The organism is Dendronalium sp. ChiSLP03b (genome assembly GCF_034531165.2).
GTDB classification, from domain to species: domain Bacteria; phylum Cyanobacteriota; class Cyanobacteriia; order Cyanobacteriales; family Nostocaceae; genus Dendronalium; species Dendronalium minutum.
Genome location: NZ_JAVRBR020000140.1, coordinates 20811 through 45343 on the forward strand (window position 1 = coordinate 20811; position 24533 = coordinate 45343).

Annotated in this window: 17 protein-coding genes; 10 read left to right on the plus strand and 7 right to left on the minus strand. The window is 43.0% G+C overall.

From position 1 onward, the window contains the following. Nucleotides 1-245 precede the first annotated feature (245 nt). The 5 genes from RMY31_RS31830 to RMY31_RS31850 all read left to right on the plus strand — a co-directional run bounded on the left by RMY31_RS31830 (nucleotide 246) and on the right by RMY31_RS31850 (nucleotide 5004). Nucleotides 246-1112, plus strand: coding sequence for an aldo/keto reductase (locus RMY31_RS31830; RefSeq protein WP_322666411.1), 867 nt, complete (start codon nucleotides 246-248; stop codon nucleotides 1110-1112). Between the two features lie 242 nt (nucleotides 1113-1354). Continuing rightward, a complete protein-coding gene (gene ilvC / locus RMY31_RS31835) occupies nucleotides 1355-2350 on the plus strand; it encodes a ketol-acid reductoisomerase (protein ID WP_322659902.1) in 996 nt (331 codons plus the stop codon). A 521-nt stretch (nucleotides 2351-2871) separates the two neighbouring features. After that, nucleotides 2872-3708, plus strand: a complete 837-nt coding sequence (locus RMY31_RS31840; protein ID WP_322659904.1) for an EndoU domain-containing protein — start codon at nucleotides 2872-2874, stop codon at nucleotides 3706-3708. 27 nt (nucleotides 3709-3735) lie between these two features. Further along, the gene (locus tag RMY31_RS31845; protein ID WP_322659906.1) at nucleotides 3736-4116 is read left to right on the plus strand and encodes a cupin domain-containing protein; all 381 of its coding nucleotides are present in this window, start codon (nucleotides 3736-3738) and stop codon (nucleotides 4114-4116) included. 615 nt (nucleotides 4117-4731) lie between these two features. Continuing rightward, the gene (locus tag RMY31_RS31850) at nucleotides 4732-5004 is read left to right on the plus strand and encodes a GlsB/YeaQ/YmgE family stress response membrane protein (RefSeq protein ID WP_322659908.1); all 273 of its coding nucleotides are present in this window, start codon (nucleotides 4732-4734) and stop codon (nucleotides 5002-5004) included. Nucleotides 5005-5203: 199 nt separating this feature from the next. On the opposite strand, the gene RMY31_RS31855 is transcribed toward RMY31_RS31850, so the two are convergent. The 4 genes from RMY31_RS31855 to RMY31_RS31870 form a co-directional block, all read right to left on the minus strand. Further along, the gene (locus RMY31_RS31855) at nucleotides 5204-5584 is read right to left on the minus strand and encodes a nuclear transport factor 2 family protein (RefSeq protein WP_322659909.1); all 381 of its coding nucleotides are present in this window, start codon (nucleotides 5582-5584) and stop codon (nucleotides 5204-5206) included. A gap of 490 nt (nucleotides 5585-6074) precedes the next feature. After that, on the minus strand, nucleotides 6075-6479 hold the full coding sequence (locus RMY31_RS31860) for a DUF4112 domain-containing protein (RefSeq protein ID WP_322659911.1): 405 nt from the start codon (nucleotides 6477-6479) through the stop codon (nucleotides 6075-6077). Between the two features lie 120 nt (nucleotides 6480-6599). Further along, the gene (locus RMY31_RS31865; RefSeq protein WP_322659913.1) at nucleotides 6600-6782 is read right to left on the minus strand and encodes a hypothetical protein; all 183 of its coding nucleotides are present in this window, start codon (nucleotides 6780-6782) and stop codon (nucleotides 6600-6602) included. Nucleotides 6783-7031: 249 nt separating this feature from the next. Beyond that, nucleotides 7032-7325, minus strand: coding sequence for a hypothetical protein (locus RMY31_RS31870; protein ID WP_322659915.1), 294 nt, complete (start codon nucleotides 7323-7325; stop codon nucleotides 7032-7034). 687 nt (nucleotides 7326-8012) lie between these two features. On the opposite strand from RMY31_RS31870, the gene RMY31_RS31875 reads away from it, so the two are divergent. From RMY31_RS31875 to RMY31_RS31885, 3 genes are all read left to right on the plus strand, one after another. Continuing rightward, nucleotides 8013-8465 carry an Hsp20/alpha crystallin family protein gene (locus RMY31_RS31875; protein WP_322659917.1) on the plus strand — a complete coding sequence of 151 codons (453 nt, stop codon included), beginning with the start codon at nucleotides 8013-8015 and terminating at the stop codon, nucleotides 8463-8465. Between the two features lie 377 nt (nucleotides 8466-8842). Beyond that, entirely contained in the window at nucleotides 8843-17200 is an 8358-nt protein-coding gene (locus RMY31_RS31880) for an SDR family NAD(P)-dependent oxidoreductase (RefSeq protein WP_322659919.1), read from the plus strand. Nucleotides 17201-17290: 90 nt separating this feature from the next. Further along, nucleotides 17291-18445, plus strand: a complete 1155-nt coding sequence (locus RMY31_RS31885; RefSeq protein ID WP_322659921.1) for an ABC exporter membrane fusion protein — start codon at nucleotides 17291-17293, stop codon at nucleotides 18443-18445. 173 nt (nucleotides 18446-18618) lie between these two features. On the opposite strand, the gene RMY31_RS31890 is transcribed toward RMY31_RS31885, so the two are convergent. Both RMY31_RS31890 and devC read right to left on the minus strand, forming a co-directional pair. Further along, nucleotides 18619-20094 carry a cyclic nucleotide-binding domain-containing protein gene (locus RMY31_RS31890; protein WP_409879003.1) on the minus strand — a complete coding sequence of 492 codons (1476 nt, stop codon included), beginning with the start codon at nucleotides 20092-20094 and terminating at the stop codon, nucleotides 18619-18621. Nucleotides 20095-20117: 23 nt separating this feature from the next. Beyond that, nucleotides 20118-21284: an ABC transporter permease DevC gene (gene devC, locus RMY31_RS31895; RefSeq protein WP_322659926.1), complete on the minus strand. Its 1167-nt coding sequence runs from the start codon at nucleotides 21282-21284 to the stop codon at nucleotides 20118-20120. A 63-nt stretch (nucleotides 21285-21347) separates the two neighbouring features. On the opposite strand from devC, the gene RMY31_RS31900 reads away from it, so the two are divergent. Beyond that, nucleotides 21348-22670, plus strand: a complete 1323-nt coding sequence (locus RMY31_RS31900) for an oligosaccharide flippase family protein (protein WP_322659928.1) — start codon at nucleotides 21348-21350, stop codon at nucleotides 22668-22670. On the opposite strand, the gene RMY31_RS31905 is transcribed toward RMY31_RS31900, so the two are convergent. After that, on the minus strand, nucleotides 22659-23774 hold the full coding sequence (locus RMY31_RS31905; RefSeq protein WP_322659930.1) for an acyl-CoA desaturase: 1116 nt from the start codon (nucleotides 23772-23774) through the stop codon (nucleotides 22659-22661). The genes RMY31_RS31900 and RMY31_RS31905 overlap by 12 nt on opposite strands. A 275-nt stretch (nucleotides 23775-24049) precedes the next feature. Between RMY31_RS31905 and RMY31_RS31910 the strand changes: the two genes are divergently transcribed. Continuing rightward, complete coding sequence (locus tag RMY31_RS31910; protein ID WP_322659932.1) at nucleotides 24050-24529, plus strand: cupin domain-containing protein; 480 nt, start codon at nucleotides 24050-24052, stop codon at nucleotides 24527-24529. Nucleotides 24530-24533 lie beyond the last annotated feature (4 nt).

A 24533-nucleotide genomic window follows, 5' to 3' on the forward strand; every position in this document is an offset into this window, starting at 1 on the left:
AGACAAATCAATTCAAAATTCCAAATTCAAAATGAAGAATCCATACTTCTACCTCCTACCTCCTGCCTCTTGTACAGACGCGACGCCAGTCGCTACAACGGGGGGAACCCCCGCAACGCGCTGGCTCATTAATCGCGTCTGTACGACAACTGACAACTAACTCCTACCCACAGACTAATTGTCAAAACATTATCTAACCCGTTAGTACATAAAGAGTAATAACGCTGTAAACTGGGGCTAGAAGCATGGAAACCAAACAGCTAGGAAAAACGGGTGTCTTTGTCAGTGCCATTGGCTTGGGTGGAATGCCGATGTCAATTTATAATCGCCCTCCCGAATCTCAATCAATCCAAGTTATTCATCGTGCTTTAGATTTAGGTATTACATTCATTGACACTGCTGATTCCTACTGCAAAGATGAATCAGACAAACACCACAATGAGCGATTAATTCACCAAGCACTGGCCAGTTACAAAGGTGATGTCAGCCAAGTGGTTGTGGCAACTAAGGGTGGTTTGATGCGTCCCGATGGCAATTGGACGCGCAATGGCAACCCAGAACATTTGCGCGAAACAATTCGCGTCAGTTTTGAGGCTTTAGGTGGTGCTAAACCTATCGATGTTTGGCAATATCATTCCCCCGATTCCAATTACACAATTGAGGAATCACTCGCACCAGCGAAGGAAGCTGTAGAAGCTGGTTTAATTCGGTTTGTGGGAGTTTCTAACTTTTCTGTCGAACAAATTAAGCGGGCGCGGGATGTAGTAGATATTGTTTCAGTGCAAAATCAATACAGCCCTTGGGAAAGACAGCCAGAAATTGATGGCGTGTTGAAGTATTGCGAACAAGAAGGATTGACTTTTTTGCCTTGGAGTCCCTTTGGTGGTAGTCGTCGCCATCAGGATTTGCAAGATATTCCTGCGATCGCTCAATTAGCTAAGGAAAAAGGCGTATCAGTTTATAATATTGTCCTAGCATGGTTGCGTTCCAAGTCGTCCTCTATTTTGCCGATTCCTGGTGCTAGCAAGATTTCCAGCATCGAAGATTCAGTGAATGCTATCAATGTCAAACTATCGGATGAAGAAGTGCAAAAAATAGATCGGGCAACGTAATTATTTAGTTAGGAGTACAGACGCGATTAATGAGCCAGCGCGTTGCGGGGGTTCCCCCCGTTGTAGCGACTGGCGTCGCGTCTGTACAAGAGTTAGGAGTTAAGAATTATTCTCCCCTCTGCCCCCCTGCCCCTCTGCTCCCCTGCTTCCTCTGCCCCCTCATCTCCCCCTGCTTCCCAATTTGGGGTACAATCAAAAGCCTGCCAATAAATGACGATGCTTGCTGACAGGAGATACTTTTTATGGCCCGGATGTACTATGACGAAGATGCCAATTTAGACCTTTTGGCTGAAAAAACCATTGCAATTATCGGTTATGGTTCTCAAGGTCATGCCCATGCCCTCAATCTAAAAGATAGTGGTTTGAATGTGATTGTGGGCTTATATCCGGGTAGTAAGTCAGCAGAAAAAGCCCAAGCAGCTGGGTTAACTGTGAAAAATGTCGCAGATGCAGCCAATGCTGCTGACTTCATCATGATTTTGTTACCTGATGAAGTGCAAAAAACAATTTACAAAAACGAAATTGAACCAAATCTAGAAGAAGGAAATGTGTTAGCCTTTGCCCACGGGTTTAATATCCATTTTGGGCAAGTTGTACCGCCTGCTAACGTAGATGTGGTGATGGTAGCACCCAAAGGCCCAGGACATATAGTACGGCGGACTTACGAACAAGGACAAGGCGTACCAGCACTGTTTGCAGTTTATCAAGATGCTAGTGGTCGGGCACGCGATCGCGCTATGGCATATGCTAAAGGTATCGGTGGTACTCGTGCTGGTGTTCTCGAAACTACCTTCCGCGAAGAAACCGAAACCGATTTGTTTGGCGAACAAGCAGTATTGTGCGGTGGTTTGAGCGCTTTAATCAAAGCCGGATTTGAAACTTTGGTAGATGCAGGTTATCAACCAGAATTAGCTTATTTTGAATGTCTGCATGAAGTCAAATTGATTGTAGATTTGGTTGTAGAAGGTGGCTTAGCCAAAATGCGCGATAGCATTTCTAATACCGCAGAATATGGTGATTATACCCGTGGCCCTCGAATTGTCACTGACCAAACTAAAGCAGAAATGCGGAAGATTCTCAGCGAAATTCAATCTGGACAATTTGCCCGCGAATTCGTTTTAGAAAATCAATCTGGTAAACCTGGATTTACTTCTATGCGTCGTCAAGAAGCTGAACACAAAATTGAGGAAGTCGGCAAAGATTTACGTGCTATGTTTAGCTGGTTGAAAAAGGTTTAGTAGCAATAAATAATTCAGTGAACAGTTATCAGTTATAGTTCTGTTTTCTGTTCACTGACTATTAAAGTTATTGCACAAATATTTGGCAAATTTAATTTAAATATATACAAATTAGTCTTTAATCAAATTTATATATTAACTAGCAAACCCCTAAAACGTCTATGTTTATGTTATCTAGGCAGTGTATATAAATTTTCCCTTCATTGTACGCAATTTAATATCTTGCACCGGATGACCTCTAAGATTGTACTGCTTGACTAAAATCTCAAATCCAAAATGATATAAGTTAATTTATGCAAGAAGTCTATTGTTAACTTTTCAAAAATAAATTTATTCTATAAAGTGCATGTCGAATACTATTTTCATCAGTATATTCTGGATGAATTAGTACATTTTTGACAACTTAGTCCACAAGTACAGTATTCCCTGCATTGCTCATGCAATTATTACTAAGTTTAAATACTTAGAATTATACTTCGCTGACCTCTGCGTAAACTAATCTCAGCAAATCATCCAAATTTATGAAACGAATCAGTGCAAGGAAGCTATGTAAACAGATAGCAAATCGATTAACTTTGCTAGCACTAGCTTGTTCCTTAGGTTTACAAAATTCTGTTCAGGCGCAGTCACAGCCAGATACCAAACTACTGCCATTTTTTGATAATTTAGATAACCCTGTACCTGTTGGTTTTCCCGCAGGACAGCAGATAGACATCACGCCACCACCACCACTATTAAATTCTTTCGATCGAGCTGTACTAAAACTCTGTGGTCCGATTGGAACAAGAGTTAGTGCTAATAATTTTAAACAGTTATTGTCTTATTACCCAAATGTCTTGCAGAAAATTCAGAAAAGTAGTGGTGGCGAACTGCTTCCAGGTCGTTGGAAAAAGGCACAATTCCTAGAAGATTTAACTAATATTTGGTTCAAACGTCGGGGATTTGAGCATATTTTTTGTGGCGAAATATATAATGCAAATGATATTGGTGGCTTACATTTTTACGGCAGATATTTACAGTTGCAAAATGAAGGAATTGGCGGACGTTTACCAAACAATCAGAAACGAGAAGAAGTTGTTCCGGGTGTAATTTATACGATGGGTGTAGTAATTAAACAAGACAACCTTACAGTAACAGATACGCTCAAAGGTTACGGCTACCTCAGCAACGCCGAAAAAATGCTTCTAGACGTAACCAGAGCATTTAAACGACAAGGAAATACAGAGGGCGCTTGCATTTATAATGTACGGGATGATGAAAGAGGAAAATCTTTTCCTACAGTTTTTGTGAGGAAACAAAGGGCAATAATTACCTTCTATCCCGATGCTACTCCCCAAGGAACAAAATGTAGAAGTTAAAATTGGCTGGAGTCTGTTTACATATTTATGCCAATGAATAAAGATGATACTAGCAGTAATGTTTTTACTAAACTCCACTTTGACTTTGATAACTTACCTCAACTAAGTAGTCCACGCCAACAACTCAACTTGCACGCTGTTGGCATTGGTTTAATTCAGCTACCAGATGATGAAGGATACACTTTCACCCATAGCCATGCAGAACAGGAAGAAGTTTATATCGTAGTTTCTGGGCAAGGGGAAATACTCATTGATGGGGAACTTGTGCAAATTGAACGCGGAGATTTAGTGAGAGTATCTCCCCAAGCGAGAAGAGCGCTAAAAGCAGCTAAACAGACGGCTTTATTTGTGATTTGTGTGGGTGGAGTGCATCAGGCTTTCCGAAAAATCCTCATTCCCGCTACTTAATTGATGACGGTACACCCCACTATGATGATATTCCACTTTGATATCAGGGTAGAGAAGACATTGCTGAGAGAAACGCCAAGTTGACGGAACGAATGTTGAAAGCGCAAGCTAAACGGGAACAACAGCAATAATACAAAAGTAGAAATTACCTTTTATTCCAGGTAATACCAATTCGTAATTCGTAATTCGTAATTCGTAATTCGTAATTCGTAATTCGTAATTAAGAAAGTCCCATTTAGTCTAGGCTTCTGGGTTTGGATCTGTATCATTATTTTTGGGAAATGGTATAACTGGTGAGGTGCAGTGTCTTCTACAACGCAGTAGCTCCTCCCTATTTTCAACTCAGCTTAATTCTTCAAGTAGAGGATACAGATAATTATAAATGTCCATACTACAATTACCAAGCAATGAATTTATAAGCTCCTAGTTTTAGACCAACTAGGAGCTTTTTTCTAACTAGTTATCCATTCCTATGGGATATATGTCAAAAAAGATAATAGTAATTAAAGTATTCCTTAAGGATATAAATAATTATTTCTCTTGATAGATTCAACACCAAAAAATGAATTGTTAATATAGATATGCTCAAGAAAAAATTTACCAAATTAACTTACAATGAACATTCTTGCTTGGATTGTTTTAGGTCTAATTGCTGGTGCCATCGCTAAGGCTATCTACCCCGGTCATCAAGGCGGTGGAATTCTAGGAACAATCATATTAGGAATTATCGGTGCTTTTGTTGGTGGTACTTTAGGTGTTTTCTTCAGTACAGGAACCTTTGCACTAACTGCTCCTGCTCTTAGTATTCCTGGTATCATAGTGGCGGTTATTGGCGCACTTATTGCAGTGTTCTTGTGGAACTTACTAACTCGTAGCAGTGCTGTGTAGTAAATCGAAGTGCAGTCACCTATAATAAACCTCAGGGAATTCATTTCTACTGTTTGTATCCCTGAATTAAATCAGAAGTAGCGCTTACATAACTATAGGTGAGCGCTATTATTATTGCTAATAAATGTTGTGTAGCGGTTATCAGTCGAGTACTATATGCCCTTGATTGGGAAGCCATAATAATGAACAATCCGCGCAATCATGGCTGTTTACTAGCTGGCGTTTTTGTGTCGAAATATTCACGCCATCGACTAATAAGGCCATCTTGAAAATCAATAACAATAACGTCATCGGCTTTATTACGATAACCCGTCTCATTCTCTGTGTCTTCATAATACCACTCGACCGCGGCTTGATTATTTTCAATCAAAATCCGCTGGATATCTATTTTCACATCTGAATACTGCTGAGCAAAATGAGCGATTTCTTCCCGTATTCTTGCTTGTCCCTGCCATCTTTGCCCTGGCACAATAATTTCTCCATCTAATGTAAATAATTGTGTTAGAGCATCAGCATCTTGAGTAACCCAAGCTTCTCTGGCTTTCTCAACTAATGTCCTAATATCTTCTAGATTACTCATACTGTATTGATTAGTAAATGCAGATATAGAAAAAAAGCTAAATAATATTAATCCTAATATGAGGATATTAGTTAAAATGGCGTTTTGATTTTTTATTTTAATATTTAGCAACCTAGTTAGAGAATCTTTGAGAAGTCGTTTTGAATACTTGCAAAGCTCGATAATCTGAACTTGGTTGCTTTTTAAAACGCGATTGCGCCAAGGTGGGCTTTCGCATAGCCCTAGTAATCGAGATTGCCTTAGCAATATTTTTCTTGTCTATGCTAAAAGATACTACAAATATGACTTAGGGAGCAAGTTAATGCTATCAAAGTTAATGTCGTCGAAGCGATCGCTAGACTCTCTTGTTCCCTTTAGTCACGCTTCCAGAAGGCAGTACGACACTTGCTGTCTTCTCCCAAAGGGGAGACGCTACGCGAACGTCGCTAACGCCACTTGCTTTATGCCGGGGAACCCGTCCACCGCAGTGGCTCACCTTCTGCCTTTCTTGTTAAACTTGGCTAACCTCACGAGAGTAAAGTTCAGATGCAGATTTTTCCAGTTCTGGTTCAACTGCCATGAGATGTTGCTCTAAAATTGCCAAATTGCGAATGTTAGACTTATAAAAAGCATCAAATAAATCACCCACTAAAGGCATAGTGCCAACAACAGTTTCCAAACCGACGTTGAAAATCATTTGGGCTAAATCTCGCTGTGGAATGCCGAAGCGGGTAGCTAAAAAGATAATGTAAGCCGAAAACGCCGTACTGATTAAATCGCCAGCACCAGGAACTAATCCGATAATTGGATCTAATCCAATGCGAAAACCAAGCAGAGGAATACGTATAGATGTATCCATCAGACGGCTGAGTTTACGGATGCGATTGAGAGTAACAAGGCGTTTGGCAGCGTCCATAATTTACGATATTTACACTAATTTTATGTTGCACGACTTTCAGTTACTTGTCTTGTATCGTGAGAAATAACAAGCAATTTGTAGAGACGCGTCATGCGCGTCTCTCTACCAAATGAAATTCTAAGCAGCTGTGTCTTCGCGTTCTATTTGTTGGCGAATGGTATCAATAGCAGCATTAACGCCAGCCAGCTTGGACTCTAAATCATCTCGCATCCAAGTCAAGAATTTTAGTTTACGCTCTAGACGAGCTTTACGCGAAATAGGTTCGCTGCCATAACAGAAATTATCCCAAAAAGGAAACATAGTTCGCCTCTTAATTTAGCTATATAAAAGATGCAATATATTGCACCACTAAATTTCATTTTGGCTAAAAATAAGAAAACTAGTAGTGTAACGACCGATCCAAATCTTACGTGCTTGGCGAACCCTACAGAAAATTATCTGACACCGCAGATTAATCTTGAATTAGCTGCGGTGGCATCACTCCTAATATTGCAACTCTTGAAATAAATATATGCAAGTGTCGAATATCAGACTACAAGTTTGAGCAATTCATGAATTTTCAGGTTCTTGATGAGTATTTGTGCCTTTATCGGTTTCTCTTAGTCTGGACATAAATACGTCTGGTTTTCTACTCACAACAGACTTAACCTTATCAATAGCAATTATTTCACTGATTTTGACAACCATTTCCCACAGAGTATCCTCCTCTGTATCCTTGTTGTAGGTTCTGTGTTTAAACCACAACAAGTCATCCCAAACTCCAATCACTGTAGCAAAATACCACTTATCTCTTATTAATATCCAAATTTCTTGTTCTAAGTACGTCTGTAAAATAGATTTCACAATGGCTGAGGTGATAAAAAGATATTGTGCTATGTTACACAGGCATTCAAGGATAGTGCTACAGTTAAAATACTGAATTGAAAATTATTAAAATTGTAATTTATATTGCTTTCTAACCTGGAGTGTAATGTAGAGTCTACTCACGCGTGATTTAGATAAAACCTTTAATTAATAGTATTTTTACTACTTAAGCAAATATCTTTGCATCATCTCTTTAATATTTGTAATCTCCATTTACTTAGTATAGAATACATCTTTCATTATTCTTGGATGATTTAATCCGAGTGCCTATTTTCAAGAGGTTATTCTTAGTATGTTTGGTAAACGTTTTATGTTAAATTACATAATAAATTTGTATATTAAATTACTATTTAACTCCATCAGCGATAGAATTCAAGTAGATGGACTATTTGGTCTGGTACGCTGTGGTTTTATCTATAAAATTTGCGATCGCTTGCATTTGTTCTGTTATTTCGTATAATTTGCCTACTAAAGATATAGTCTTGCAAGTAAACTTTTATAGTGTTTACCGAACCGATTATATTTCAGTTTTCTCTACTAAGTTTTACCCGTATTTTTAGGACGGTAATCATTATAAAATTGGTGCTAAAAACCGAATTTTCAATATATCCGCTCGTACATAAGATAAGAATGTAAACACAAAGTTAAATGAAGTAATAAAGAGATATGGCAATAGTTCGTTGGAATCCTTGGAGAGAAATTGACACTCTACAACGTCAAATTAATAGTTTGTTTGAAGAAAGTTTAGTACCTGCGACATCTTGGGAAAGAGGCTTTATCAGAGTTCCGGCTGCTGAAATTTATGAAACAGATGATGCCGTTCATCTCAAACTAGAAATTCCTGGGCTAGAAGCTAAAGACCTAGATGTACAAGTCACAGAAAATACTGTTCGTGTAAGCGGTGAACGCAAGCAAGAAACTAAAACTGAAGACAAGGGTGTTACCAAAAGTGAATTCCATTATGGTCAATTCCAGCGCGTAATTCCTCTACCTGCTCGAATTCAAAATACCAATGTTACTGCTGAATATAAAGACGGAATTCTGAACCTGACACTGCCAAAAACTGAAGCAGAAAAGAATAAAGTCGTCAAAGTCAATCTGGAAGAAGCATCTGCCTAAGTTGCGATCTGCGAAATTACCGAACGCATAAGATGAGATAAATTAAGCAGAGGTTGCCCTTCATCATGGGTGACCTCTTTTTCATTTCTGCACTTTAGAGGTATTGACAAAATTTACTTGCTTTGAAACTGTTCTGAATCAGCTTAACCTTTGTGAACTTTTTTACAACATGCCTCACTTTTCAAACATCCTCTAAAGTTAAGATTTAAGGATTGGAATAGAAATGACAGAGCAAGAATTAATCAAAAATTAATAGATCCTCGACAAAGAAGACCAGTAAAATACTCAGTTACTTATTACACCAATATTTTGAATGATCGAGGTATCAAGATTTACTTATGATCGTAGATGGCCTATCGCAGAGTGCTTCAGAAACGATGAAAACACCTAAGAATAGAGAACCTATTGCCATAATTGGCATTGGCTGCCGCTTTCCGGGTGGTGCTAATAACCCAGAAGCTTTCTGGAGACTGTTGCAAAATGGCGTAGATGCGATCGCCCAAGTGCCTGCAAACCGATGGAATCTTAGCAATTTCTACGATCCAGATCCTGCCAAACCAGGCAAAATCAGAACCCGTTGGGGTGGATTTATTGAAGATATAGACAAATTTGATGCCCAATTTTTTGGGATCTCCCCGCGCGAAGCATCTTGTATAGATCCCCAACAACGATTGCTATTAGAAGTAGTATGGGAAGCGCTGGAAGATGGTGGACAGGTGAGTGAAAGTCTGGCTGGTTCAAACACAGGGGTGTTTATTGGTATATCGGGTAGCGATTACCACCATATTCAATTAAATGTTAGCGATCGCAATTCCATTAACGCTTATACACATTTGGGCGGCGTTCACTGTATTGCTGCCAACCGCATCTCTTATATATTGAACCTCAAAGGGCCAAGTATGGCGGTTGACACTGCCTGCTCCTCATCATTGGTGGCAGTCCATCTTGCTTGTCAAAGTATTTGGAATGGAGAGTCGGCGCTGGCAATAGCCGGAGGCGTAAATGCCATCCTCAAACCAGAAACAACCATCGGATTTTCTAAAGCATCTATGCTCTCTCCCGACGGTCGTTGCTTTACCTTTGATGCACGAGCCAACGGTTATGTGCGAGCGGAAGGAGCTGGGATCGTTGTCTTGAAGCCTTTATCCCAAGCGCAAGCAGACAGAGATCCAATTTATGCCGTGATTCGAGCTACCGCAGTTAACCAAGACGGTCAAACCAATGGCATTACAGTTCCCAACGGACAGGCTCAAGAAGCAGCAATCCGAGAAGCCTGCCGACAGGCTGGAGTATTGCCAGAGCAGTTACAGTATATCGAGGCTCACGGAACGGGTACACCTGTAGGCGATCCGATTGAGACAAACGCTCTAGGAAACGTACTAGGCAAAAATCGTCCCTCAGGAAACTATTGCGTAATTGGTTCAGTTAAGACCAACATCGGACATTTGGAATCAGCATCGGGTATTGCTGGACTCGTAAAAGTAGCCTTAGCTCTCAAGCACGGTCAGATTCCGCCAAATTTACATTTTCAAACACCAAATCCCCAAATTCCCTTTGAAGAATTGCGGTTGCGCGTGGCAACTGCCTTAGAACCATGGCCCAACGCCAACGAGCTACGCATCGCTGGCATCAATTCCTTCGGATTTGGTGGCACCAATGCCCACGCAGTTCTCACAGAAGTACCTGTAAATCTTACTAATAGCGAAATTAATCCTAAATTATTTTTATTGCCCCTGTCAGCTCGTAGTCAGGAAGCACTCCAAGACTTGGCAGCAGCTTATAAAGAATTTTTAACAACAAGCGATCGCTCATTATTGGATATTTGCTATAGTGCTAGCCTACGCCGAGTTCATCACGAGCGCCGATTGGCAGTAGTGGCATCTCCAGCGGAACTAACAGCAAACTTAGAAGCTTTTTTAGCCCAAGAAACTCGTTTGGGGATGTCTGCGGGTCGTGTTGTCGCCCACAAGTCCAAACTTGCGTTTGTTTTTTCCGGTATGGGGCAGCAATGGTGGGCGATGGGGCGGACTCTATTAGAAGAGGAGCCTGTATTCCGAGAAACGATTCAACGGTGTGACAAATTGCTTGGGCAATATACTGATTGGTCGTTGTGGGCAGAACTGACGGCATCAGAGGAAAATTCTCGCATCAACGAAACTCAAATCGCTCAGTGTGCCATCTTTTCTGTACAAGTCGCTCTCGCCGCTTTATGGCGCAATTGGGGTATTATTCCAGAAGCGATCGTCGGTCATAGTGTCGGGGAAGTAGCAGCCGCGCACGTTGCCGGAGTTCTGAGTTTAGAAGATGCTGTACGGGTGATTTTCCACCGCAGCCGCTTGCAAGCAACTACTGCCGGACAAGGAAAAATGTTAGCCGTTGGGCTGTCCTTAGAGCAAGCAGAAAAAGTTTTAGCCGAATATCAAGAACGAGTTTCCATGGGAGTTGTCAACAGCCCCAGTTCCGTCACCCTATCTGGAGATAGCAAGGCTTTAGAAGAAATTGCCCACTCTCTAGAACTGCAAGAGATTTTCTGTCGGTTTCTCAAGGTGGAAGTGCCCTATCACAGCCCTTTAATGGAACCTTTAAAAGCAAAATTAGCCCAATCTTTACAAGAAATTACCCCCCAAAAAGCTGTCATTCCCCTGTTTTCCACCGTTACAGGTCAGCAAGTCGCAGGGACAGAAATGGATGGGGCATACTGGGGGCAAAATATCAGGAATCCGGTGCTGTTTGCCACAGCAGTAGCGGAACTGATGCAGGCAAAGTATAACCTGTTTCTGGAAATCGGCGCTCATCCAGTCCTGGCAAACTACATTTTAGAAGTCAATCAAACAGCAACTGTGCTGCCTTGCCTGCGGCGTAAAGAATTAGAACAGGTGATGCTGCTGGGGTCATTTGGCAAGCTCTACACGCTAGGATATCCGGTTGACTGGCATCGGCTTTATCCGCAAGGTGAATTTGTTCGCCTACCATCTTATCCTTGGCAGGGCGATCGCTATTGGCACGAATCGGAAGAATCCCAGCAAGCTAGGCTCGGACAAACCTACCTACGAAATATGCTAGGACGACCAGTCCATGCCCTGCTAGGAAGCCGTCTAGAATCAGTTCAGCCCTTGTGGAATGCAGCGATCGACAAAGCGACGCTGACTTATTTAGACGATCATCGCATACAAGGATCTGTGGTGTATCCAGGCGCAGCTTATGTGGAAATGGCTCTGGCTGCTGCTAAGGAAATTTTCGGTGAGGGGCGTTATGTTTTGGAAGATATTGAGTTTGTGCAGGCGCTGTTTTTGGCTGATGAACCAGTTACAGTGCAGCTGAGCGTAGAACGCCAGGGTCAAACTTCTTTTGAAATCCACAGTCTTGTTAAAGGCGAGCAAATGTCATGGATGCGCCATGCTACAGGCAATTTACTCAAGCTACAGACTAATATACCCGATGCGGTTGGATTGGATAAGATTCGCCGCCGCTGCCCTAGCGAAATCTCCAAAAATCTTCTTTACCAGCAGTTCCAAGACATGGGATTGGAATATGGCTCGAACTTTCAGGGTATAGAGCAACTTTGGGGTGGTGAAAAAGAAGCGATCGCTCAAATCAAACTTCCGGAAGCTTTAGCGCCAGAAGTCAAGGACTACCAGTTGCATCCGGCTATCTTGGATGCTTGCTTTCAAGTTCTGATTGGCGCTGTGTCAGACAAAAACACTTACTTACCAACTCGGATCGAACGACTTCGCATTTACGAGCGCCCCGGACTGCAAGTGTGGAGTCACGCTCGTTTGGTTGCACAAAATACTAAGCAAATTCACGGAGATATTCACCTGTTGGATGAAGCAGGCAATGTGCTAGTAGAAATTCAGGGTTTCTGCTGTCAGTCTTTAGGCAAAGCACAGGAAGGTGTTGCCAAACAAGATGGTTATCTCTACGAATATCAGTGGGAGTTGCAGCCCCGCCTCGGTCAAACCTTAATCAGCCAGCCTGCTAATTATCTGTCCTCTCCCCATCAAATCGCCGCCAGTCTACAAAGCGAAGCGGCTCGGTTGAGTAAGCAATTAGGACGCAAACATTACTACGAAACGGTAAATCCCCAAGTAGATGTTTTATCTGCCGCTTACATTTTGCAAGCTCTTAGACAGCTCGGTTGGCAACCTCAATTACTGACTCGCATCAGCACGAATTCTTTAGCAGAGCAATTGGGTGTAGTGCCTCAGCATCGCCGTCTTCTAGGTAGAATGCTGGAAATCCTTGAGCAAGAAGGTGTACTGCAACTCGTAGATGACCAATGGCAGGTACGCCATCCAGAATTTAAAGCACCACAGGAGATTTGGCAAGGGCTTTTTGCTCAATTTCCAGCTTATCAAGCCGAACTGATGCTACATCGACGGTGCGGTGAGAAATTGACTCTGGTATTGCGTGGTGAAGTCGATCCCCTGCAACTGATTTTCCCGGAAGGTTCTCTGACAGCATCCGAGCAACTGTACCAAGACTCGCCTAATTACCGCATCTACAATCTGCTGGTGCAAAAAGCGATCGCCCTCGCTCTAGAGCGCTTGCCAAAAGGGCGAAAGCTGCGAATATTAGAAATTGGTGCGGGTACGGGTTCAATGACATCCTACGTTTTGCCGAAGCTACCAGCCAAGCAGACGGAATATGTGTTTACAGATGTGACCCAAGTTTTTGTTACCTCTGCCCAGCAGAAATTTAGCGATTATCCTTTTATTGAGTGCCTGGTTTTGGATATTGAAGCCGATCCAGTTTCCCAGGGATTCGATGCCCATACTTTCGATGTGATTTTGGCATCAGATGTATTGCACGCCACCCGTGACTTACGCTCCACCCTAGAGAATATCAAACAGCTGCTAGCATCAGAGGGCTTGCTGGTATTTATCGAACTGACAAATGCTCCCTACTGGAGCGACTTAGTATTTGGAATGCTCAAAGGCTGGTGGCTATTTTCCGATTTGGATTTGCGATCGCTAAACCCACTGCTTTCAGCACCAAAGTGGCGAGATTTACTCTCTCAAGTCGGGTTTGCAGAGGTAGACGGTATTTCCGATACAGATGGGACTTTTGAACCGGTGCATACAGTGTTTTTGGCTCAAGGCCCTCAAGTTCAGCCAGAAACTCTACCTGAGTTTGCCATTCCTCTGCAACCCCAACAGCCAGGAACTTGGCTGATTTTTAGCGATCGCTTTGGGATTGGGCAGCAATTAGCAGAAAAACTCAAACAATACTCACAAACTCCCATTTTTATTTTGCCTGGAGATGACTACCAGCACCTTGATGCTGACTTTTTCCAGATTCGCCCAGAGCATCCAGAAGATATGCAGCAACTCTTAGAGGCTGTGAGTACTAGTCAGCCTGCTTTGAGTGGTGTGATTCACCTCTGGAGTCTCGACATCCCTCCCGCCGAGGAAACCACCGTTGTTTCTCTCGAACAAGCCCAGAAACTTGGCTGTCTGTGCGTACTGCACCTAGTTCAAGCATTGGAGCGAGTGGGGAGTTACCCTCGTCTGGTGCTTGTTACTACAGGAGTGCAGGCATTAGGAGAAGAGACAGGGGGAGAAACTCAGCACCCAGTCGTCTCGGTGGCTCAATCTCCCTTGTGGGGTCTGGGGCGGGTAATTAACAATGAATTTCCGAATCTTCAGTGTGTGAGGGTGGATATTAGCTCCACCAAAAACTTTGAAGAAATTGATTCTCTATTTGCCGAATTGTGGTCAGATGAGCGAGAAGATGAAATAGCTTTGCGAGGTAAAGCGCGATACGTCCACCGACTGGTGCGGATACAAGCAGCAGAAATTAATTCTAAATCCCAAATCCGAAATCAACCTTTCCGTTTGGAAACTACCCAACCCGGAATTTTAGACAACCTGACTTTGCGGCAGTTAGAGCGACAAAAACCTGGGATGGGAGAGGTGGAGATTGAAGTTTACGCCACGGGACTTAACTTTAAAGATGTAGCTAAAGCAATGAACTTGTTGGCTGATGCGAACTTAGAAGGGAATTTCTCCGGGCGATCGCTTGGCTTGGAATGTGCCGGAAAAATCACCGCAATTGGTTCTGGCGTTGCAGAATTTCAAATCGGCGATGAAGTGATTGCCAGCGCTCCGCATAGCTTCAGCACCCACACCATTACAGATGCTCGCTTGGTGGTACGTAAACCCGCACATCTCAGTTTTGAAGAAGCTGCCACTATTCCTGCTGTTTTCCTCACTGCTTACTATGCCCTACACTATTTGGGACGAATCAGTAAAGGCGATCGGGTTCTGATTCATGCCGCAGCAGGTGGTGTAGGTCTTGCAGCAATCCAACTAGCGCAAAAAGCTGGGGCAGAAATTTTTGCCACAGCAGGTAGTCCCGAAAAACGGGAATTTTTGCAAGCGATCGGTGTGGAACATGTGATGGATTCCCGGTCTTTAGCATTTGCCGAGCAGGTGATGGAATGCACCGATGGCAAAGGTGTAGATATTGTACTTAATTCTTTAGCGGGAGCTGCGATCGCCAAGAGCCTTTCTGTCTTGGGAGCTTACGGTCGTTTCATCGAAATCGGCAAGCGGGATATTGACGAAAACAGTAAATTGGGTCTGCGACCTTTTCAGAATAACTTGTCGTTTTTTGCTGTGGATTTAGACCGACTGTGGCGAGAACGCCCTGAGTTTGCCGGGTCTTTATTTGGCGAAGTCATGAAACTCTTTGAAGAGCGAACCCTGCACCCCTTACCTCATCGAGTTTTCCCTATTTCTCAGGTGCAATCCGCCTTCCGTTACATGGCTCAAGCTAAACACATCGGTAAGATTATTGTCTCTTTACAAGAATCAGATGTAATGGTGGTTCCCGCAACAGAAGAGAAAGTGACATTTCCCTCAGATGGCACTTACCTGATTACTGGCGGACTCGGTGGGTTTAGTTTAGCGGTGGCTAAATGGTTAGTAGAAAACGGTGCTAGACACTTAGTATTGATGGGACGGAGTGGTGTCGCTTCACCAGCCGCTCAGTCAGCGATCGCAACTTTAGCAGCAGCAGGTGCGAAGGTAGTGGTGGCAAAGGCAGATGTAAGCCAAGCCGACCAAGTAGCTAATGTTCTGACTGATATCAAGCAATCCATGCCACCGTTGCGAGGCATATTCCATGCAGCTTTGGTTTTGGACGATGCTGTATTGCTGCAACTAAACCCAGAGCGATTCTTTAAGGTTACAAGTCCCAAGATTATTGGTGCTTGGAACTTACACGCCCAGACATTGAATGCACCTCTGGATTGCTTTGTGCTATTCTCCTCTGTTGCTGCAACTATTGGCAACCCAGGCCAGGGAAATTATGTGGCTGCCAGTGCTTTTCTGGATGCCTTAGCTCATCACCGTCACACCCTCCAACTTCCAGCCCTGACCGTCAACTGGGGAGTGATTGCCGATGTTGGTTACGTTGCTCAGAACCCGCAGATTGGGGAACATTTCCAGCGACTTGGACTTAAACCGTTGCAGTCACAGCAAGCACTGAAGATTCTGGGCGAATTGCTCAGAACTGAAGCAGTCCAGACAGCAGTGGCTCCAGTAGACTGGCAGCAATGGCATCAAGCTTATCCTGCTGGCACATCGCCGCGATTCTCTTATCTAACAAGCAAAGCAGCTGTCTCTCAAGCAGCAAGTAATTCCAATAGTGAAGTAGATTCACTGTACAATACCCTTCTGGCAGTTGAACCAGCAGAGCGTCAACAGTTGTTGGAGTCTCGCCTACTCGAACAAGTTGCCAGAGTATTAGGAACTTCTGCCGCCAAACTGGACAACTCCAAACCGCTAACTAGTCTCGGGCTTGACTCCCTTATGGCAGTGGAACTCAGCAATCGCATCAAGAACGAAATGGATGCGAAAGTACCCGCAATGAAACTGATGCAGGGTTTGAGCATTTCCCAGTTAACAACAGAGCTAATTGAGCAATTGACAGGTACTTCTGCCGCTAATGCAGTCAATTCCCAACAATCCAACTCTTCGGTTACGGTAGTAGCTGATTGGCTCGTCTTCCCCAAACCAAATCCCAATGCCCGCTTGCGCCTGTTCTGTTTGCCCTATATTGGCGGAAGTAGCTCCACATTTCGTGACTGGTCAAAGCAACTGCCCTCAGAGATTGAAGTTTGTGCCGTTCAGCTACCTGGGGGAGCCGATCGCTTGAGCGAAGAACCTTTCAAAGCTTTGAACTTGCTGGTGGAAACTTTGGCAAGTGTTATGCTTCCCAATCTAGACAAGCCATTTGCTTTTTACGGTCATAGTCTAGGAGCAACGATCGCCTTTGAACTCGCTCGATATCTGCGCCGAGAAATTGGTAAAATTCCCGTCCACCTGTTCGTTGCTGCTTTGCAGGCTCCCCAGCTACCGCATCCCTATCCTTGTGTTACTCAACTCTCTGACTCCGAAGCCCTAGAAAAAGCATCTCTGCTCGATTTCCCGGAATCATTTTGGCAAAATCGCAATCTGATGCGGTTGTTGCTACCAAGTCTCAAGGCAGGAATTTTGATTTCTCAAAATTATACCTACTCACAGCAGGAACCTTTAGACTGTCCAATTTCTGCTTTTGGAGGCGTACAGGATAAGGTGATAACTCAAGAACATCTCCAGGCTTGGCGCAACCAGACTTGCAGCACATTTAAGCTGCAAATTTTTCCTGGCAACCATCTGTTCTTACACAGCGATCAAAACCTGCTTTTGTCAGCAATATCTCAAGATATAAAAGGGATTGGGGATTAGGTTTTCAACCGATATTTTGCACCAAACATATTTAACTCGTAAACATAATGGGCAAAATAAGTACCTAGCCAAGCTCAATCTATACTTAACATGAAAGCGATCGCTTTGCTTTTATCTATTGGTGTTGTTACTGTTTGTACTATTTTTGGTCTTAATTCACGGGGATATTTAAGCACCAAGCAAAACAACCTCCAGGAAACCTCAAGTCACGAACAGACTATAAGTCATGTAACAGCTTTGGGGCGCTTGGAACCCCAAGGAGATATCATTCATCTGTCTGCTCCAGCCTCTAACCAGCGTTTGGCTGAACTGCATGTGAAGGAAGGCGATCGGGTTAGAGCAGGCCAAATCCTTGCGATTATGGACAACTTTAATCAGTATCAAGCGGTTGTGGAAAATGCTAGAGCAAAAGTGAATGTAGCGCGATCGCGTTTAGCTCAGGTGCAGGCTGGTGAAGAGTTTGGCCAAATTGAGGCTCAACGCAAGAAAGTTGCGGAAATGAAAGCTCAGTTAGTTGAGGGCGTAAAGGTTCAAACAGCTATTATTGCCCGTCAGGAAGTGGAACTACGCAAAGCCGAAAATGACTATGAGCGGTACAAAGCTCTATCGCAACAAGGCGCTGTTTCCATAGCCGATACTGAAACCAGACGTTTGCAGGTACAGATTGAGAAACAAAGGTTACAGGAAGTAAAAGCAAACCTGAGCGAACAAGTTAGTACGCGTCAGGAGCGTCTTAAAGAGTCTCAAGCAACTCTGGAAAGTCTCAATCATGTGAAGCCAACAGATATCCTGGTAGCCAAAGCAGAATTGAATGAGTCTTTGTCTCAATTACAAAAAGCAAAAGTTGACCTGGAATCTACCTATGTGCAAGCACCTGTAGCAGGCCAAATCTTAAGTGTCAACGCTAAAGTAGGTGAAGTTGTCGGCAGTAGTGGCATTGTTGACATTGGCCAGACACAGCAGATGTATGTTATGTCTGAAGTCTACGAAAGCGATATTCAATACATTAAGATAAATCAGCCCGCAATCATTGTTAGCGAATATGGAGGGTTCACTGGGGAAATTAAAGGAGTTGTCGATCGCATTGGATTGCAAATCGATCAGCCAGGAATTGTGAATGACGATCCCTCTGCTAAAGCAGATGTCAGAATTGTGAAAGTTAAAATTCGTCTCAATCCCAATGACAGCGAACGAGTGAGAACCCTAAATAAGTTACAGGTAAGAGCATCGATTCAAGTTCGGTGATGAAGAAAGGTACGAGGTGGAGGGCAGAGGGGCAGGGGAGCAGAGGGGAGGGGTTTTCGCTGCTCTTCTGCATAGATTCGGTGAATTATAAATAATTAGCCGGACTTGATATTAAACATCTTTCTTCCCTTCTGCCCTCTGCCATCTGCCCTTAGCCTTCCCAGAAGGCTTGGTCAAGAGTTCATCAATCGATGGCGAAGTACAGAAGCAACAACATCCTGATTTGTATTGGATTTTAAAATCAGGCTACAGAAACTTTCTCGATCGATTACCATAACCTCAATATCTGTATTGGCTCCGGCTCGAATGGTAAACGGATACTTTTGCCCATCAACCAACTGGGCATTACCAAAGTATTCGCCTGCTTTTATCTGAGAGGATGCTAATTCATTATGGCGATCGCCCACAAATACTTCAGCTTCTCCCTCTAATATCAAGTAGAATTTATCAGCTACTTCACCTTGTTTAACGATAGTAGAATTGGCTCCGTATCTAATTACCTTTGCTTGGGAGGCAACTGCTATAGTTTGGGACGGATCGACGTTGGGCAATGCATTTGAGAGATGACTTGTCATCACACGTTGATGCAAGCGACGCACAATGTCAGCTTTGGTTAATTCAGAGTTCCCAAGGAAAAGCTGGAACAGTTCTTCCTCAATCACCATCACTTTAACTTCTGAATTTTTAGCAACGCGTACTGTAGCTGTACGTTTACCGCCTCGAAGCAAGCCCACTTCACCGAAATAATCCCCACGACTGAGATGATTTATCAGGCGAGGTGGTTCATCAGGAGATTCTTGGAAAATTTCGACTTCACCTTCTAAAAGAATATAAAATTTACTGGCTGGCTCGCCTTGGTGAACAATTACTTCCTCTGATTGGTAAGTCAACAGGATTGGTTTAGTGGTTGCTTTTTCTAGCAAGGCATCATCAAAACCAGGTAACACCAGTGAAAGTTCTTGGTTGAAAGCTAAACCCAACTTGCCATCTTCAACATTTACAATGCGATCTGCCAAATCAAGTATGCGATTATCATGGGTGACAATCAGAACAGCACTACTCTGTTCTTTAGCTAAACGATGCATCAACGCTACTACATTGCGTCCTGCTGTTTTATCCAAAGATGCTGTAGGTTCATCGGCAAGTACTAACTTGGGTCTAGTCACTAAGGCACTGGCGATCGCCACGCGTTGCTTCTGTCCCCCAGAAAGATTTCCTGGATAGGCATCGAGCTTCTGGGCTAATCCAACAGCCTCCAGTATAGCTACTGTTTTTGCACGAGCTTCTTTAGGTGAGAAGTCTGGCTGCAATTCCAATGACATCTGAATATTCTGCTGAACTGTCAAGAAATCCAACAAATTACTTGATTGGGTAATATAACCAAAATTCCGACGCATTTGGACTAATTGCTCTTTGGTAGCACCATTGAGTTCTTGTCCCAAAATCTTGAGACTTCCTTGGTGAACAGAACGCAGACAACCAATTAAACTGAGCAATGTGCTTTTTCCTGAACCTGAAGGCCCGGTCAAAATCACAAATTCTTTGGCTTTAACTTCCAGATTAATATCAGATAAAACTTGCTTTTGGAGTTCGCCTTCTCCAAAGAAGTAATTGAGATTTTGAATCGAAACAACTGTTTGAGTAGACACGAGAAATGGGGATTGGGGATTGTTCAAAACAAGTCTGCTGGATTGGCATCTCTGAGCTTATTCATAGTAATACTGCCGGATGTAAAACACATAATAATAGTTAGTAAAAGTACTAATGATGCTCGGGGAAACGTCATGTACATAGGCAAAGCGGTTGCTTCTTTGACAATTTCATACAATCCTATAGAAACGATTAGCCCAGGAATATAACCTAATACTGCTAAGATAAGTGCTTCTTGAAACAAAACGTTTAAAAAATAACGATGTTTATAGCCTCTGGCTTTGAGAACAGCATAGTCTGGTAAATGATCTGAGACTTCGCCATATAGAATTTGATAGACAATAATCACACCTACTAAAAAACCAACGAAGACTCCCGTACTAAATACAAATCCAATAGGAGCGCTGGTAGCCCAATAATGTTTTTCATAGTCAATAAATTCTTGCCGTGTCATTACTCGAACATTAGCGGGAAGTTGAGTGCTGATTTTTTTGGCGATCGCTTTTCGATCGACACCAGGTTTAAGGTTTACCAACCCAATGGTAATATTGTTTGCAGAACGTTCGGGTAATAAATAATTAAAAGTCGCACTGCTGGTAATTACATTGCCATCATCGGCAAAAGATGCACCCGCAAAATCAACTAAGCCGCTAATCCAAACTTGCCGAGCGCCTATTTCTGCTGCAATTGATTTTCCTGAGTCCAAATCGTTTAAGATATTGCCATATTCTTTTAAGTCAGAGTTGCGATCGAATAGAATCACACCCCTAGCCCTCAACAAATGAGCAACTCGATCGAATTTGGCAATTTTAAACGGGCAATTATCCGGGTTAATACCCAAGATAATAATTCCTTTTCCTCCACTAACATTGCCATACTTGAAAGACTGCTGTCCGTGATACACATAGTTAACAGAGTCAACTTCGCTGAAATTGAGCGTGCGATACAAGTATTGCCGAGGAAAATCTCTGGTGTTAGCCAAAGTCTTCATTTCAGGGTTAATTAAAATCAAATCAGCCACCAGACGAGTGTGTAGTGCTGTTTGGCTATCGTAGAGAGAATCTAAAAAGGCCAATTGCATAAAGATCAGAATTGCCGCAAAAGCAATACCTACAATCGCTACCAAAAGCCGCAGCTTATAGCGAGTGAGTTGCAACCAAGCTAAGGGGATTCTTCCAAAAGAATTCATGTATACTTTTTAAATTCAAATTGTTTATATTGATTTTTGATATTCCAACTTATCTAGTTTGCAATGATTAAGCGATGGCTTGCCGACAGTATTTTCCTCACGACAGTTATAAAAAATGCTACTTGGCTGCTGGGAGGGCGAGTGATGACTGGATTCGCCAGTTTAGTCTATTTAAGTATAGTTACTCATCACCTAGGTGTTACAGGTTTTGGCACGCTGGTTCTCATTCAAACCTATATTCAGATAGTCACAGATTTAACCACCTTTCAATCCTCTCAGGCGGTAATTCGTTACGGGACTATTTGTCTTGAGCAAAAAAATAAAGTCGCTTTGCAACAGCTCTTAAAATTTACCACCCTACTCGATTTACTAGGAGTGCTGATTGGTTTAGCGATCGCAGTTATTCTTGCGCCCTATATTGGTTTCTATATGGGATGGAATCAGGCGACGATCTTTCAAGTTCAGTGGTGTAGCTTGATTATTCTTTTCACGAGTGTAGCGACACCCAGAGGTTTATTACAGCTTTGCAATCGCTTTGATTTGTTAGCGTTACAGATTACTATTCCTACCTTTATTTGCATGTTTGGAGCGTTCGTTGCTGCCATTCTGAATGCTCCTGTATGGGGATATCTTCTGGTTTGGTTTATTTCCCAAGCTTCTGGAGGGTTATTGTTGTTCCTAGTTGGTTGGCGAGAAGCTTGGAAACGAGGAATGTTAAAGAATATAAATTGGTCTGCGATCGATTTGAGCCAACACCATCGCGGCTTGTTGAAGTTTTGCATCGTGTCTAACTTCGATTCTTCCTTGCCAATGATGATGAGACAAGCCAGTCCCTTAGTAGTGGGAATTTTGACTACTCACGCAGCCGCAGGACTGTTCCAGGTAAGCTATGAATTGTCTACTCCACTTAAGGATTTAGCTCAGATTTTGACTCAATCTGTCTATCCAGAATTGGCTCGGTTAGACAGCCAGGATAAATGGCGTTTGTTCGTGTCCTTGCTGCTGAAATCAACTGCGATCGCCACCGGAATTGGGGCGATAATCTTCATCATTATCGTTTGCTTGGGTCAGATCGTTCTGAAGTATGCCTTTGGCGAGGCATTTATTTCGGCCTATGGGATTTTAGTACTGTTAGTGGCAGCAGAAGTCTTTACAATGGGAAATTGTGCTTTAGAACCCGCCTTTTATGCAATCGGCAAGCCCAGTTTCCCATTGAGAATAAATGCGATCGCCATTTTGGGAGTTTATTTGCCGTTGCTGCTGGTTTTAACTCAATCCTTTGGCATCGTCGGTACAGGAATAGCAACCTTATCGTCCACAGCTTTAATCCTAATTTTCAGTAGCGTACTAATCTGGCATCAGTTACGTCAGAGGTTACGAACATAGGCTGGGATTAGTGTTTACCTCTGTGTGTGGAGCGCCCAACTTCTTCAACATAGAGTAGTGTGATTCGATCGCACCAAAAAATGTTGGGTAATAGTTGTATGGTACGCTATGTTTCTGAGCCACCTCACGTACAATTTGGCTGATTGCTGGATAGTGAATACTGCATACTTGGGGGAACAGGTGATGCTCAATTTGATAGTTTAACCCGCCTACGAACCAAGATAGAAATTGGTTCTCATGGGCAAAATTAGCTGTAGTTACCATCTGATGAACCAGCCATGTATGTTCGATCGTGCCGTTTTCATCTGGCACAGGAAATTCCAGTCCTTCAACTACGTGTGCTAACTGAAATACCACACCGAGAATCAGTCCAGCCGTGACGTGCATGACTACAAACCCAATGAGAAATTGCCACCAGGTTACATCTAAAACCAGTAATGGAATTGCGATCGTGTAGGCATAGACGAATAACTTTGTCCAAATCAGGTTTACGACCTCAGCACGGGAATGTACTAGGTCTTTACATGGCCCAAAGTCCCGCAATTGAAAGCAAAGAAAATCCTTCATGAAAAGCCAATTCAGTGTGGCAAGGCTATATGCTAAAAAAGCATAGATATGTTGATATTTGTGAATAGGTTTTAGGGGAGTAGCCGATGAAAATCGGATGAGCGGCGAAACCATCAGGTCTTGGTCTACTCCGGGGATGTTGGAGTATGTGTGGTGGATAGTGTTATGGGCGATTTTCCATATATATCCGTTAGCGCCCAGCAGATCGAAAATATAGCCGATGAATTTATTCACTCGTGGGTTTGCCGAGTAGGCCCCGTGCAGCGCATCGTGTGCAATACAAAAGCCAATACCTGCTATTCCTACACCCATTAATACAGCCAGAGCGAGCATCTGCCATGCCGAAAATTGGTTACTCAAGATGAGGGCATAGCTACCGTAGGTGATTACAAGGAAAACAATTGTCTTGAAGACCATTCGGGAATCAGCCTTTGGCGAGCGACCCGTGACTGCAAAATAATCTGCAACCTGTGTTTTTACTTCCTGTGCAAAGAGCGTCGCCTCTTGGTTGGAAAAGCGAACTTTACTAACTTGCATAACTTCTCTCTTAGATAATGTCGCAACGATCTCAATTTTTTATGACTATACCCATTAAGTAAGAAAGCACAATGAAATATTAAGATATGAACATAAAGCCAAAAGTGCAAAACTCTCTTTTCTTGTGCCTTATTTTCACAAAGCATATAGCGATCCAAAATGGTAAGTAGAGAGGCGCAAAAAACCGAAGTATGTAATAATACCTTTGCCAAAATAAGAGCCTACAAAAATTTTAAATTGGTATTAGCCCTTATCATTCGTCTTACGAGGTTCTTATGTCAGAAGGAGAAAAATTGATCGCCATCAACGCATCTGATGCACCGACAAGAACTAAGCCCTCAAACTATCCTGAACCGTTTGCATCGCGTATGGTGGGCAGGGAGAAACACCCACTTGGTGACCTGTTTGGCATCACGAACTTTGGTGTAAACCTAACACGCCTAGCTCCCCAGGCAATTTCAGCTCTTCGTCACGCTCATAGCAAGCAAGACGAGTTCGTGTACATCTTGGAGGGGCATCCAACGCTTTGTACCGACGAAGGTTGTACACAACTCTCCCCAGGTATGTGTGCCGGCTTCAAGGCTGGTACTGGTAACGGCCACCATCTAATCAATGAAACCTCAGAGGATGTTCTTTACCTAGAAATCGGAGACAGAACACCGGAAGACGAAGGCAGCTATCCCGATGACGACCTCATGGCCTTGTTAGAGAATGGCAAGTGGAGATTTGTCCATAAAGACGGCACACCGTACTAATTTT

Excerpts from the sequence above, each read along its gene's own strand:
- ilvC (WP_322659902.1), top strand. The coding sequence starts at position 1,355 with ATGGCCCGGATGTACTATGACGAAGATGCCAATTTAGACCTTTTGGCT.
- RMY31_RS31905 (WP_322659930.1), bottom strand. The coding sequence starts at position 23,774 with ATGCAAGTTAGTAAAGTTCGCTTTTCCAACCAAGAGGCGACGCTCTTT.
- RMY31_RS31845 (WP_322659906.1), top strand. The coding sequence starts at position 3,736 with ATGCCAATGAATAAAGATGATACTAGCAGTAATGTTTTTACTAAACTC.
- RMY31_RS31855 (WP_322659909.1), bottom strand. The coding sequence starts at position 5,584 with ATGAGTAATCTAGAAGATATTAGGACATTAGTTGAGAAAGCCAGAGAA.
- RMY31_RS31865 (WP_322659913.1), bottom strand. The coding sequence starts at position 6,782 with ATGTTTCCTTTTTGGGATAATTTCTGTTATGGCAGCGAACCTATTTCG.
- RMY31_RS31885 (WP_322659921.1), top strand. The coding sequence starts at position 17,291 with ATGAAAGCGATCGCTTTGCTTTTATCTATTGGTGTTGTTACTGTTTGT.
- devC (WP_322659926.1), bottom strand. The coding sequence starts at position 21,284 with ATGAATTCTTTTGGAAGAATCCCCTTAGCTTGGTTGCAACTCACTCGC.
- RMY31_RS31900 (WP_322659928.1), top strand. The coding sequence starts at position 21,348 with ATGATTAAGCGATGGCTTGCCGACAGTATTTTCCTCACGACAGTTATA.
- RMY31_RS31880 (WP_322659919.1), top strand. The coding sequence starts at position 8,843 with ATGAAAACACCTAAGAATAGAGAACCTATTGCCATAATTGGCATTGGC.
- RMY31_RS31840 (WP_322659904.1), top strand. The coding sequence starts at position 2,872 with ATGAAACGAATCAGTGCAAGGAAGCTATGTAAACAGATAGCAAATCGA.
- RMY31_RS31860 (WP_322659911.1), bottom strand. The coding sequence starts at position 6,479 with ATGGACGCTGCCAAACGCCTTGTTACTCTCAATCGCATCCGTAAACTC.
- RMY31_RS31910 (WP_322659932.1), top strand. The coding sequence starts at position 24,050 with ATGTCAGAAGGAGAAAAATTGATCGCCATCAACGCATCTGATGCACCG.
- RMY31_RS31875 (WP_322659917.1), top strand. The coding sequence starts at position 8,013 with ATGGCAATAGTTCGTTGGAATCCTTGGAGAGAAATTGACACTCTACAA.
- RMY31_RS31830 (WP_322666411.1), top strand. The coding sequence starts at position 246 with ATGGAAACCAAACAGCTAGGAAAAACGGGTGTCTTTGTCAGTGCCATT.
- RMY31_RS31850 (WP_322659908.1), top strand. The coding sequence starts at position 4,732 with ATGAACATTCTTGCTTGGATTGTTTTAGGTCTAATTGCTGGTGCCATC.